Here is a 12,405-nt window from a genome sequence, read left to right as displayed (position 1 = left end):
TCCCCGCGCCCCCGGAGGGGTCACGGGAACTCGTACGCCTCCACCTCGGCGAGGTACCGGCTCCGCCGTTCCTCGTCGTCGTCGAGGAACGACGCGGCGAACGAGTTGCGCGCGAGCTCGCGCAGCCGCTCCGGGGACAGCCCCAGCGCCGTGCGCACGGCGTCGAAGTTGTCCTCGGCGTATCCGCCGAAGTAGGCGGGGTCGTCGGAGTTGACGGTGCACAGCAGTCCCGCGTCGAGCATCGCGGGCAGCGGGTGGTCCGCCAGGAGGTCGACGGCCCGCAGCCGCACGTTGGACAGCGGGCACAGCGTCAGCGGCACCCGGTCCCGCACCAGGCGGGCCACCAGCTCCGGGTCCTCCAGGCAGCGCAGCCCGTGGTCGATCCGCTCGGCCCCGAGCACGTCGAGCGCCTCGGTGATGTAGGCGGGCGGCCCCTCCTCGCCCGCGTGCGCGACCCGGCGCAGGCCGAGCGCGGCGGCGGCCTCGTACACCTCGCGGAACTTCGCCGGCGGGTGCCCCACCTCGGCGGAGTCGAGTCCCACGCCGGTTATCCGGTCGAGGTACGGCTTCGCGGCCTCCAGGGTCTCCTGCGCGGACGCGGCGGACTCGTCCCGCAGGAAGCACATGATCAGCCGGGTGGAGACGCCGTGCGCGGCCTCGCTGCGGTCCAGCGCCCGCCCGAGCCCCTCCATCACGGTCTCCATGCCCACGCCCCGCGCGAGGTGCGCCTGCGGGTCGAAGAAGATCTCCGCGTGCCGCACGCCCTGGGCCGCGGCGCGCGCGAGGTACGCGTCGGTGAGGTCCGCGAAGTCGTCCTCGGTCCGCAGCACGGCCATCAGCCCGTAGTACAGGTCCAGGAACGACTGCAGATCGGAGAACTCGTACGCCTTGCGGAGCTCGTCCGTGTCGGCGTACGGCAGCGCGACGCCGTTGCGGTCGGCCAGCGCGAACGCCAGCTCGGGCTCCAGGGTGCCTTCGATATGCAGGTGCAGTTCAGCTTTGGGGAGGGGCATCAGAGCATGATACGGGCATTTCACCTGCGCTTCGGAACCGGCACCCTCAGCAGGTCGTGCGCCACCGTCAGCTCCCCCTCGAACCCGGCGGCCCGCGCCTGCCGTTCGAACTCCCCGGGTTCGGAGTACCGCTGGCTGAAGTGCGTCAGCACCAGATGCCGTACGCCCGCGTCCCGCGCCACGGTCGCCGCCTGTCCCGCGGTGAGGTGCCCGTGGTCGACGGCGAGCCGCACGTCCTCGTCGAGGAATGTCGACTCGATGACGAGCATGTCGCAGCCCTCCGCGAGCGCGTGCACCCCGTCGCACAGCCGGGTGTCCATGACGAACGCGAACCGCTGGCCGCGCCGCACCTCGCTGACGTCGTCCAGTGTGACGTCGCCGAGGACCCCCTCCCGCTGGATGCGCCCCACGTCCGGGCCCCGGACCCCGTGCGCGGCGAGCCGCTCGGGCAGCATCCGCCGCCCGTCGGGCTCGACCAGCCGGTACCCGTACGACTCGACGGGGTGCGAGAGCCTGCGCGCCTCCAGCGTGTACGTCCCCGTGGCCGCGAGGACCCCGTCGGTGTCGACCGGGGCCTCGGTGAGCGCGACCGTCTCGCGGTAGGCGGTCGCGTACCGCAGCCGGTCGAAGAACTTCTGCCCCGAGCGCGGGTAGTGCGCGCTGATCTCGTGCGGCACCCGGTCGAGGTTGATGCGCTGGATGACCCCGGCGAGGCCCAGCGAGTGGTCGCCGTGGAAGTGCGTGACGCACAGGCGGTGCAGGTCGTGCGCGGCGACCCCGGCCCGCAGCATCTGCCGCTGCGTGCCCTCGCCGGGGTCGAAGAGGATGCCCTCGCCGTCCCAGCGCAGCAGGTAGCCGTTGTGGTTGCGGTGCCGGGTGGGAACCTGGCTGGCGGTGCCGAGGACCACCAGTTCACGTACGGACACGCCGGGTTATCCGGGGGGCCACTGCAGTCCGCGGCCGCCCAGCACGTGGGCGTGCGCGTGGAAGACCGTCTGGCCGGCCCCGCTGCCCGTGTTGAAGACGATGCGGTAGCTGTCGAGCTTCTCGTCGGCGGCGACCTCACCGGCCTCGCGCACGACGTCGGCGAGGACGGCGGGCTCGGCGGCGGCGAGCGAGGCCGCGTCCGGGTGGTGGACCCTGGGGATCACCAGCACGTGGGTGGGCGCCTGCGGGCTGATGTCCCGGAAGGCGAGGGTCGTCTCCGTCTCACGCACGACGGTGGCCGGGATCTTCCCCCCGACGATCTTGCAGAACAGACAGTCGTCCTGCGGTTCGCCTGCCATGTGCGGCCTCCTCGGTCTCGGTGATCGGTGCTCCGGCATGCTACCGAGCGTGCCCCGTCAGGGGTGCGGGGAACTGCGCGACCAGCCCCCACGCACCCGCACCCGGCGACACACCGTTACGCCTCCGGCAACTCCGGAGCCACCTTCGACGGGCTCTCCTCGAGCCCTTCCAGCGCGATGCGGATCGCCGCGTCGAGCTGGACGTCCCGCCCGGCGGCGTGGTCCTGCGGCGCCTGGACGACCTCGACGTCCGGATCGACGCCGTGGTTCTCCACGCCCCACTCGTAACCCTCCAGCCAGAACGCGTACTTGGGCTGGGTGACGAGCGTCCCGTCGACCAGCCGGTACCGGCTGTCGATCCCGATGACGCCGCCCCACGTACGCGTACCGACGACGGGTCCGATCCCGAGCGCCTTGATCGCCGCGTTCACGATGTCCCCGTCCGAGCCGGAAAACTCGTTGGCGACCGCGACGACGGCCCCGCGGGGCGCGTCCTCCGGATAACTGGTCGGCCGCATCCCGCGGGCGAGGTCCCAGCCCACGATGCGCCGGGCCAGCTTCTCGACGACGAGCTGCGAGGTGTGCCCGCCGCGGTTCTCGCGGACGTCCACCACGAGCCCCTCGCGCGCCACCTCGATCCGCAGGTCGCGGTGGATCTGGGCCCAGCCGGGCGCCTGCATGTCGGGCACGTGCAGGTACCCGAGCCGGCCGCCGGACTTCTCGTGCACGTAGGCGCGCCGGTCGGCGACCCACGCGTGGTAGCGCAGCGGTTCCTCGTCGGACACCGGTACCACCACCGCGTGCCGCGGATCACCGCCGCCCGCCGGGGAGATGGTGAGTTCGACGGGCTTGCCGGCCGTGCCGACGAGCAGCGGCGCGGGCCCCGCGACCGGGTCGACGGGCCGCCCGGAGACGGCCACGACGGCGTCCCCCGCGCGCACCGCGACGCCGGGTGCCGCGAGCGGCGACTGCGCGTCGGGGTCGGAGGTCTCCGACGGCAGGATGCGGTCGATGCGCCACCGGGGTGTCCCTTGCGGGCCGTCGTCGTGGCGGGAGATGTCGGCGCCGAGCAGCCCCTGCCGGTCCCCGCCGCCGAACCCGCCGCGCGGCATGACGTACGCGTGCGAGGTGCCGAGTTCGCCCTGCACCTCCCAGAGCAGGTCGACGAGGTCGTCGTGGGTGGCGACCCGGCCGAGGACGGGCCGGTAGCGGTCCAGGACGCCGTCCCAGTCGGTGCCGCCCAGGTCGGGGCGCCAGAAGTTGTCGCGCATGAGGCGGCCGGTCTCGTCGTACATCTGGCGCCACTCGGCGGCCGGGTCGACGTTCTGGCGGATGCGCGACAGGTCGACGGTGATGTTGGTGTCGCTCTCGTCGTCGTTCGAGGCGCGCCGGTCGCTGGGGACGACCTTGAGCTTGTGGTCGGTCCACAGCAGGAGCCGCTTGCCGTCACCGGTGACCAGGAAGCTGTCGGCGTCCGAGGCGAGGTGTTCGAGGCGCTGCTGGACGAGGTCGTAGCGCTCCAGGTCGGTCTTCGGGTCCGGGGCGTCGGGGGTGGCCCTGGACGCCCCGAGGACGCCGCGCACCGGGTGCCGCAGCCACAGCAGCCCGTCCTTGGCGGCCTTGAGGCCCGTGTAGCTGGCGGCCTCCACGGGGAGCGGCACGATGCGGTCGCCGAGCCCGTCGAGGTCGATCCGGGTGGCCGGCGAGCCCTCGCTGTCGGGCGTCTCGTCCTTGTCGGGCGCCTCGAAGGGGCGGCCGTGCCGCTGCGGGCCGAAGGGTGAGGGGGTGGTGGCGGCGAGGGTGATGAGGTGCGGCCGGGAGCCGCCGACGAAGGCCAGGTCGAAGACGTGCTCGTCGTAGACGGGGTCGAAGGAGCGCGCGGACAGGAACGCGAGGTGCTTGCCGTCGAGCGTGAACGCCGGCGCGTAGTCGCGGAACCGCAGCGGTGTCGCCTCGGTCACCGACAGGTCGGCGGTGTTGGCGAGCTTGAGCTGGCGCAGCGGGCGCGGGCCGGGGTGCGACCAGGCCAGCCAGGCCGAGTCGGGTGAGAAGACGAGCCCGGAGACCTCGCCGTCCTCGCTGCGGTCGACCTCCCGGACCTCGCCGGTCTCCCGCTCGACGAGCAGCACGCGGCCGTCGTGCGAGGCGACCGCGACCCGGCTGCCGTCGGGGGCCACCGCGAGCCCGAGCACGCGCCCCAGCTGTCCGGCGGCGAGCCTGCGCGGGGTGGCGCCCGGTGCCGCGCCCGTCGCCGGGGCGAACTCCAGCGCGTCGTCGCCCTCCGCGTCGGTCACCCACACCACGTGCTCCTCGCCGTCGGCGCGGAAGGTGCGGGGCAGTCTGGCCCGTACGCCCGGTTCGGCGGCGAGCGCGCGGGTGGGGCCCGAGCGGTGGGTGACCCAGTGGACGGCGCCGCGCACGGAGACCGCGCTGCCGCGTCCGGTGTGGTCGGGGGCGGCGGACCCGAACCAGCGGGACGCGTTCACCGGGTGGGGCTGCAGGTCGACGCGCTGTCCGCCGAGCCGGATGTCGAGCAGCCGCGGCTCGGCCCCGTCGAGGTCGTCGAGGATCCACAGCTGCCCGGCGGACGCGTACACGACCCGGCTGCCGTCGGTGGCGGCGTGCCGGGCGTAGAAGCCTTCGATGCCGGTGTGCCGCCGCAGGTCGGACCCGTCGGCGAGGGAGGAGTACACGGCCCCCACGCCTTCGTGGTCGGAGAGGAGGACGACCCGCTCCCCCACCCACGACGGGTACTCCAGGTTCCCGTCGAGGTCGGCGTGCAGCCGTACGAACTCCCCGGCCTCCCCCTCGCCCTCGCGGTCGATCCACAGCTTTCCCGCGGTGCCGCCCCGGTAGCGCTTCCACCAGGCGGCCTCGCGTCCCATGGGCGCGGACAGCAGAACGGTCCCGGGACCGCCCTGGGCCACGTCGCCGACGGGTCCGTACGGGAGGGTGGCCGCGGGTCCGCCGTCGAGCGGGACGGCGCGGGCCCAGCTGCGGCGCAGGCTCGCCTGGCCCTGTGTGCTGAGCGCGAGCACCTCGCCCCGCGGGGTCCAGCCGCGCACCTGGGTCCGCCAACTGCCCCAGTACGTCAGGCGTTCGACGGAGCCCCCGTCGACGGGGGCGATGTACACCTCGGGGGCGCCGTCGCGGGTCGAGGTCCAGGCGACGGTCGTCCCGTCCGGGGAGATCCGTGGATGGTTCACCGGGACGTTGTCGGCGCTGACGCGCCAGGCCCGGCCGCCGTCGAGCGGCGCGACCCAGACGTCGTCCTCGGCCGTGAAGGTGATCAACTCACCGTGCAGGTGCGGGTACCGGAGATACGCGGACGGCTGGGTGGTCGCGTCGGACGCGGCGGATGCAGGCTGTTTCACCCGATCACCCTATGCAGCCGTCCCGTCCGCGGCCAGAGCCCCTGATCACTTCCCCTGGAAGCAGGAGCAGGTGGGATCGGGGAACCGGGTCACCGTCTCGGTGACGGTGACGGTCGCTCCCGGGCCGCCCGGCGGAGTCGTCCTGTTGCCGGCGGGCTGCGTGCCGGCCCGGCAATTGCCGAGGACGTTCAGCCGGAACACCTCTTTGCCGCCCACCGTGGCGGTGAGGTCGCCCCGTACGCAGGTGCCGTTGACCTCCTGCGTGACCTTGCCCTTGATGCCGATGTCCTGGCCGTCGCCGGTCTCGCCCGTGCAGTTGACGGACGCCACGCTGTTGACGCTCGGCGAGGTGACCGTCCGGCCGTCCTTCTCGCCGTACGTGGCGGTGCAGGTGAGCCACTGCACGTCGACGCCCCGCTTCTCCAGCTCGCTGGTGCCCTTCTGGTCGGTGGTGATCGCCACGGCGGCGGTGCTCATGCCGTTGCCCGGTTCGCACGCGACCAGGGTGAACGCTGCCGCGACGGCGGCCAGGGCCATGGCCGGACCGCGATGCCGTATACGCCTCATTGCCCCCATGCACGTCAGCGTGCCACTACCGGCCGCCGCCCGGTAGGCCTCATGCGGCCACGCTCCACTCGAACGGATGACCGCTCCCGCCCGGGACGGGGCGAGGAGGGGTCAGGACCAGCGGCCCGTGCGGCCCAGCAGCAGCGCCACCGCCGCGGTTCCGGCGGTGGACGTGCGCAGCACACTGCGCCCCAGCCGGCAGACCACGGCACCGGCCGACGTGAACAGCTCCAACTCCTCGGGGGAGACGCCCCCTTCGGGGCCGACGACGAGCACGATCTCCCCGCTGGAGGGCAGTTCGACCGTCGCGAGCGGCTCCCCCGGGTGGGCCCGGTCCTCGTGCAGCACCGCGGCGAACTCCGCTTTGGCGAGAAACGCGGCAACCTGCTTGCTCGTCATCGCGTCCGCGACCTCCGCGAACCGCACCCGCCGCGACTGCTTGCCCGCCTCGCGGGCGGTCGCCCGCCACTTCCCGAGGGCCTTCACCCCCCGCTCGCCCCGCCACTGCGTGACGCAACGGGACGCCGACCAGGGGACGATCGCGTCGACGCCGGTCTCCGACATGGTCTCGACGGCGAGTTCACCCCGGTCGCCCTTGGGCAGCGCCTGCACGACGGTGATGCGGGGCGCCGGCACGGGCTCCTCGTGCACGGTGTGGAGGTCCGCGACGACGAGCCGGTCCTTGCCCTCGGCCGTCATGACGACGCCCTCGGCCCAGCGGCCGCGCCCGTCGGTGAGGACCACGTCCTCGCCGGTCCGCAGCCGCTTCACGGACACGGCGTGCCGCCCCTCGGGCCCGTCCAGCACGAACTGCGGCCCGCCGGGCACCTCGTCCACCACGAACACCGGCGCGGTCATCGCCCGACGCCTCCGCCCGTGCCCGGCTCGTCCGACAACGCTGTCCTGGCGGACGCGAGTTCGGCCGCCAGCACCTCCACCAGCTGCCCGGCCGGCAGCTCACGGGCGAGCCGGTGGCCCTGTCCCGCCCACAGCGCCATCCCCTGCGCGTCCCCGGCCTTGGCGGCCGCCTTGCGCAGCCCGGAGGTGAGGTGGTGCACCTCCGGGTAGGCGGCGGGCGCGTACGGCCCGTGCTCACGCATGAAGCGGTTCATCAGCCCCCGGGCGGGCCGGCCGGAGAACGCCCGCGTCAACTGGGTCCGTACGAAGAGGGGGTTGGTCAGCGCCTGCTTGTGGAGGGGGCTGGCGCCGGACTCCGGGGTGGCGAGGAAGGCCGTGCCCAGCTGGGCGGCGCTCGCGCCGGCGGCGAGCACGGCGGCGATCTGGCTGCCGCGCATGATGCCGCCGGCCGCGACGATCGGGATCTGCACGGTCTCGCGGACCAGCGCGACGAGCGACAGCAGCCCGATGCCGGAGCCGTCGGCCTCGGGGTTGTCGCGGTGGGTGCCCTGGTGCCCGCCGGCCTCGACGCCCTGCACGATCACGGCGTCGGCGCCCGCCCACTGCACGGCCTGCGCCTCCTCGGCGGTGGTCGCCGTGACCAGGGTCAGCGTGCCGGCCCGGCTCAGCGAGTCCAGGACGTCGCGCGTGGGGCAGCCGAAGTGGAAGGAGACGACCGGCACCGGGTTGTCGAGGAGGACGGCGAGCTTGGCGTCGTAGCCGTCGTCGCGTCCGCTGTCGGGATCGCCCAGTTCGGTCTGGTACCAGGAGGACTCACCGGCGAGCTGGTGGGCGTACACCTCGACGGCGGCCCGGTCGGCCTGCTCCGGCTGCGGCATGAACAGGTTCACGCCGAACGGCCGGCTCGTGGCCGCGCGCAGCTGCTTGATGTCCTGGTACATGCCGTCGGCCGTCTTGTACCCGGCGGCGAGGAAGCCGAGCCCCCCGGCCTCGGACACGGCCGCGGCGAGCTGCGGCACCGAGACGCCGCCGGCCATCGGGGCCTGCACGATCGGGAGGGGGAGGAGATCGGTCAGCGCGGAGGACATGACGGCATGTTGTCACGTCCTCCGTACAAGTCCGAATCCGGCCGACCGCCGGGCATAAGCCACGGGAGCCGTCCCGCGCCGAGCCCGGCGCCCGCCCCTCAGGAACGGCCGTTGAAGGCGTCCTTCAGCCGGGAGAACAAGCCCTGCTGACCGGGCTGGAACTGCCCCGTGGGCCGCTCCTCGCCGCGCAGCTGGGCCAGCTCCCGCAGGACGCGCTCCATCTCGGGATCGAGCTTCGTCGGCGTCATGACCTCGACGTGCACGATGAGGTCGCCGCGCCCGCCGCCGCGCAGATGCGTGACGCCGCGCGTGTGCAGCGGGATCGACTGCCCCGACTGCGTACCCGGACGGATGTCGACCTCTTCGAGCCCGTCGAGCGTCTCCAGCGGCACCTTCGTGCCCAGCGCCGCCGCGGTCATCGGGATGGTGACCGTGCAGTGCAGATCGTCGCCGCGCCGCTGGAACATGTTGTGCGGCAGCTCGTGGATCTCGACGTACAGGTCGCCGGCGGGGCCGCCGCCGGGGCCGACCTCGCCCTCGCCCGCGAGCTGGATCCGGGTGCCGTTGTCGACACCGGCCGGGATCTTCACGGTCAGGGTCCGGCGCGAGCGCACCCGTCCGTCGCCCGCGCACTCGGGGCACGGCGTCGGGACGACCGTCCCGAAGCCCTGGCACTGCGGGCACGGCCGGGACGTCATGACCTGGCCCAGGAAGGACCGCGTGACCTGGGACACCTCGCCGCGGCCGCGGCACATGTCGCAGGTCTGCGCGGAGGTGCCCGGCGCCGCGCCCTCACCGCTGCACGTGGTGCAGACGACGGCCGTGTCGACCTGTATGTCCTTCGTGGTGCCGAAGGCCGCCTCGTCGAGTTCGATCTCCAGCCGGATCATCGCGTCCTGGCCGCGCCGGGTGCGCGACCGCGGACCCCGCTGCGACGCCGTGCCGAAGAACGCGTCCATGATGTCCGAGAAGTTCCCGAAGCCGCCCGCGCCGAAGCCGCCCGCGCCGGCGCCGCCCGCCTGGGACAGCGGGTCGCCGCCGAGGTCGTAGACCTGCTTCTTCTGCGGGTCCGACAGGACCTCGTACGCGGCGTTGATCTCCTTGAAGCGCTCCTGCGTCTTGGGATCGGGATTGACATCCGGGTGCAGCTCGCGGGCGAGCCGCCGGAATGCCTTCTTGATCTCGTCCTGGGACGCGTCGCGGCGCACGCCGAGTACGGCGTAGTAGTCCGTGGCCACTTACGACTCCGCCAGGATCTGTCCTACGTACCGTGCCACCGCTCGTACCGCTCCCATCGTTCCGGGGTAATCCATGCGCGTCGGTCCGACCACGCCGAGTTTGGCGACTGCTTCGCCGCCCGAACCGTAGCCGACCGAGACCACAGAAGTGGAGTTGAGTCCCTCATGGGCGTTCTCGTGACCGATCCGTACGGCCATGCCCGAATCATTGACCTCACCGAGGAGCTTGAGGAGCACGACCTGCTCCTCCAGCGCCTCGAGCACCGGACGGATGGTGAGGGGAAAATCATGTCCGAAGCGCGTCAGGTTGGCGGTACCGCCGATCATCAGCCGCTCCTCGGTCTCCTCGACGAGGGTCTCCAGCAGGGTGGAGAGCACCGTCGCGACCGTCCCCCGGTCCTCCGCCTCGAAGGCGTCGGGGAGATCCTGCACCAGTTGCGGGACATCCGCGAAACGGCGCCCCGTGATCCGGCTGTTGAGCCGCGCGCGCAGATCCGCCGCGGAGGCCTCCCCGAAGGGGGCCGGGCAGTCCACCATGCGCTGCTCGACGCGCCCGGTGTCCGTGATCAGTACGAGCATGACGCGGGCCGGGGCCAGCGACAGGAGCTCCACGTGACGCACGGTCGAGCGGGTGAGCGAGGGGTACTGGACGACGGCCACCTGCCGGGTGAGCTGCGCGAGGAGCCGCACGGTCCGCCCGACGACGTCGTCGAGATCGACGGCGGCGTCCAGGAAGTGGTGGATCGCCCGCTTCTCCGGCGCGGTCATCGGCTTGACGCCCGCGAGTCTGTCGACGAAGAGCCGGTAGCCCTTGTCCGTGGGGATGCGGCCGGCACTGGTGTGCGGCTGCGCGATGTATCCCTCGTCCTCGAGGACCGCCATGTCGTTGCGGACGGTCGCCGGGGACACGCCCAGCCGGTGGCGCTCGGTGAGCGCCTTGGAACCGACCGGTTCCTCCGTGCCCACGTAGTCCTGGACGATGGCGCGCAGCACTTCGAGTCTGCGTTCACTGAGCATCGCGCACACCTCCCGTGGTCTTCCGCGCGGTCGTCGGTCGTCTGTCGGTCGTCTTCGGTGTCCTCGTCTGGCACTCAGCGAGCGCGAGTGCCAGCATCCCCGCGCCAAGTGTACGGCCGGTGGGTACGGCACGGGCAAGGGCGGGCCTGCGATGTGGTGACGCCGGGCACATCGGGGACGGCGACGTGTACGAGGCTGTCCCGCTCTGTCGGGAACATGCGGGTGCGCTCTGCCGCTAGCGTCGGCCCATGAGGGTGACATGGGAAGAGGGCGGGCGCGGCGGGTCCGGCTGGGAGGGGCTCTCCCCGGACGTGGGGCGGTGCCGGCTGCCGGTCTGGGACTGCACCGCCGGACTGGTGGCGGGCGAGGACGCGGCGCTGCTGGTCGACGCGGGGTCGAGCGTGCGGGAGGGCGCGTGGCTGCGCGCGCGGGCGCGCCGCCTGCTGGGCGGCGGGCACGTCACGCATCTCGCGCTCACCCACCCGCACTTCGACCACGTCTTCGGGGCGGCGGCGTTCCCGGGCGCCGAGGTGTTCGGCGCGGCGGGCATCGAGCGCGTCCTCGGCGACGGGCGGGAGGAACTGCGCGCGGACGCCGTGCGCAACGGCGCCGATCCGCGCGGGGCGGCCGACGCGGCCGGGCTGCTGGTCCGGCCGCGGCACCTCGTCGCCGACGAGCACGCGCTCGACCTGGGCGGCGGTCTGCGGGCCCTGCTGGCGAACGTGGGCCCCGGGCACACCGGCCACGACCTGGCGGTCCTGGTGACCGGCGGTGGTTCGCCGGCGATCGTCTTCTGCGGCGACCTGGTCGAGGAGTCCGGTGAGCCCCAGGCGGGACCCGACGCCGTGCCCGCCCACTGGCCCGCGGCGCTGGACCGCCTGCTGGCCCTCGGGGGCGAGGACGCGGTGTACGTGCCGGGGCACGGGGCGGTGGTGGACGCGGCGTTCGTCCGGGCCCAACGCGACGCGCTGGCACACCGCTTCGACGTGCCGTGAACCGGCGGCGCGGCATCGCGTGAGGCGGCGCCGCGGCGTGCCGTGGACGTCGCTCCGGCGTGTCGCGGGGGGTGTCGGCGCACCCGGCCGCGCACTTCTCCTATCGTCATCAGAATGCGCCAGTACTCAGCGGACCTGACCCCCGCGTGGAAGAAGTCCCGGCCCGTGCCCGAGGTCGCGGCGGAGCCGGGACTCGTGGTCGAGGAGCCCGGGACCGGGTTCTGCGGTGCCGTGATCCGCTGCGAGGCCGGCACGGTCACGCTGGAGGACCGCTTCGGCAAGCACCGGGTGTTCCCGCTGGAGCCCCGCGGCTTCCTCCTGGAGGGCCGCGTGGTGACCCTCGTGCGCCCGGCCGCCGCCGCGCCGGTACGCCCCACGCGCACGGCGTCGGGTTCGGTCGCCGTGCCCGGGGCGCGGGCCCGGGTGGCCCGCGCCGGGCGCATCTACGTCGAAGGCCGCCACGACGCCGAGCTGGTCGAACGGGTGTGGGGCGACGACCTCCGCGTCGAGGGTGTCGTCGTGGAGTACCTGGAGGGCGTCGACGACCTGCCCGCGATCGTCGACGAGTTCGGCCCCGCGGCGGACGCGCGGCTGGGGGTGCTCGTGGACCACCTGGTCCCGGGCACGAAGGAGTCGCGGATCGCGCAGGCCGTGACGAGCGAGTACGCGCTGGTCGTGGGCCATCCGTACATCGACGTGTGGGAGGCCGTGAAGCCGGCGTCCGTGGGCATTCCCGGGTGGCCGCGGGTGCCGCGGGGGCAGGACTGGAAGACGGGGGTGTGCCGTGCGCTGGGATGGCCTGAAAACACGGGTGCGGCGTGGCAGCGGATCCTCGGCTCGGTCCACTCCTACCGGGATCTGGAGCCGGAGCTTCTCGGACGGGTCGAGGAACTGATCGACTTCGTGACGGTGCCGGGGTGAGTGGCCGGGCCTTTCCTCGCCCCCGCCGCCCCTTCGGGGGCGCGGGGA

11 protein-coding genes are annotated in these 12,405 nt (G+C 73.3%); 2 read left to right on the top strand and 9 right to left on the bottom strand.

Annotated features, from left to right (window positions below; genetic code table 11):
* Nucleotides 1-20: 20 nt before the first annotated feature.
* The 9 genes from QFZ75_RS25840 to hrcA form a co-directional block, all read right to left on the bottom strand.
* A complete protein-coding gene (locus QFZ75_RS25840) occupies nt 21-1,013 on the bottom strand; it encodes an adenosine deaminase (protein WP_307540568.1) in 993 nt (330 codons plus the stop codon).
* Nucleotides 1,014-1,033: 20 nt separating this feature from the next.
* A complete protein-coding gene (locus tag QFZ75_RS25835; protein WP_307540567.1) occupies nt 1,034-1,939 on the bottom strand; it encodes a ribonuclease Z in 906 nt (301 codons plus the stop codon).
* A gap of 6 nt (nt 1,940-1,945) precedes the next feature.
* Nucleotides 1,946-2,299 (bottom strand): histidine triad nucleotide-binding protein, encoded by a 354-nt coding sequence (locus QFZ75_RS25830; RefSeq protein WP_307540565.1) that lies wholly within the window; start codon nt 2,297-2,299, stop codon nt 1,946-1,948.
* Nucleotides 2,300-2,415: 116 nt separating this feature from the next.
* Nucleotides 2,416-5,673, bottom strand: a complete 3,258-nt coding sequence (locus tag QFZ75_RS25825) for a S41 family peptidase (protein ID WP_307540564.1) — start codon at nt 5,671-5,673, stop codon at nt 2,416-2,418.
* A 45-nt stretch (nt 5,674-5,718) separates the two neighbouring features.
* Nucleotides 5,719-6,210 (bottom strand): hypothetical protein, encoded by a 492-nt coding sequence (locus QFZ75_RS25820; RefSeq protein WP_307540562.1) that lies wholly within the window; start codon nt 6,208-6,210, stop codon nt 5,719-5,721.
* A gap of 141 nt (nt 6,211-6,351) precedes the next feature.
* Nucleotides 6,352-7,098: a 16S rRNA (uracil(1498)-N(3))-methyltransferase gene (locus QFZ75_RS25815; protein WP_307540560.1), complete on the bottom strand. Its 747-nt coding sequence runs from the start codon at nt 7,096-7,098 to the stop codon at nt 6,352-6,354.
* Complete coding sequence (locus tag QFZ75_RS25810) at nt 7,095-8,186, bottom strand: nitronate monooxygenase (protein ID WP_307540559.1); 1,092 nt, start codon at nt 8,184-8,186, stop codon at nt 7,095-7,097. The genes QFZ75_RS25815 and QFZ75_RS25810 overlap by 4 nt, the downstream gene beginning before the upstream one ends.
* A gap of 98 nt (nt 8,187-8,284) precedes the next feature.
* A complete protein-coding gene (dnaJ, locus tag QFZ75_RS25805) occupies nt 8,285-9,424 on the bottom strand; it encodes a molecular chaperone DnaJ (RefSeq protein ID WP_307540557.1) in 1,140 nt (379 codons plus the stop codon).
* A complete protein-coding gene (gene hrcA / locus QFZ75_RS25800; protein WP_307540555.1) occupies nt 9,425-10,441 on the bottom strand; it encodes a heat-inducible transcriptional repressor HrcA in 1,017 nt (338 codons plus the stop codon).
* A 248-nt stretch (nt 10,442-10,689) separates the two neighbouring features.
* Between hrcA and QFZ75_RS25795 the strand changes: the two genes are divergently transcribed.
* On the top strand, nt 10,690-11,436 hold the full coding sequence (locus tag QFZ75_RS25795; RefSeq protein ID WP_307540554.1) for an MBL fold metallo-hydrolase: 747 nt from the start codon (nt 10,690-10,692) through the stop codon (nt 11,434-11,436).
* A 114-nt stretch (nt 11,437-11,550) separates the two neighbouring features.
* Nucleotides 11,551-12,357, top strand: a complete 807-nt coding sequence (locus QFZ75_RS25790) for a DUF3097 domain-containing protein (protein WP_307540552.1) — start codon at nt 11,551-11,553, stop codon at nt 12,355-12,357.
* Nucleotides 12,358-12,405: the final 48 nt, after the last annotated feature.

This window comes from Streptomyces sp. V3I8, assembly GCF_030817535.1.
Classification (GTDB): domain Bacteria; phylum Actinomycetota; class Actinomycetes; order Streptomycetales; family Streptomycetaceae; genus Streptomyces.
Note: the sequence above shows the minus strand (reverse complement) of the source record. Positions and strands in the feature narration are given on the sequence as shown.

Excerpts from the sequence above, each read along its gene's own strand:
- QFZ75_RS25830 (WP_307540565.1), bottom strand. The coding sequence starts at position 2,299 with ATGGCAGGCGAACCGCAGGACGACTGTCTGTTCTGCAAGATCGTCGGG.
- QFZ75_RS25790 (WP_307540552.1), top strand. The coding sequence starts at position 11,551 with ATGCGCCAGTACTCAGCGGACCTGACCCCCGCGTGGAAGAAGTCCCGG.
- QFZ75_RS25795 (WP_307540554.1), top strand. The coding sequence starts at position 10,690 with ATGAGGGTGACATGGGAAGAGGGCGGGCGCGGCGGGTCCGGCTGGGAG.
- hrcA (WP_307540555.1), bottom strand. The coding sequence starts at position 10,441 with ATGCTCAGTGAACGCAGACTCGAAGTGCTGCGCGCCATCGTCCAGGAC.
- QFZ75_RS25820 (WP_307540562.1), bottom strand. The coding sequence starts at position 6,210 with ATGGCCCTGGCCGCCGTCGCGGCAGCGTTCACCCTGGTCGCGTGCGAA.
- QFZ75_RS25810 (WP_307540559.1), bottom strand. The coding sequence starts at position 8,186 with ATGTCCTCCGCGCTGACCGATCTCCTCCCCCTCCCGATCGTGCAGGCC.
- QFZ75_RS25815 (WP_307540560.1), bottom strand. The coding sequence starts at position 7,098 with ATGACCGCGCCGGTGTTCGTGGTGGACGAGGTGCCCGGCGGGCCGCAG.
- QFZ75_RS25840 (WP_307540568.1), bottom strand. The coding sequence starts at position 1,013 with ATGCCCCTCCCCAAAGCTGAACTGCACCTGCATATCGAAGGCACCCTG.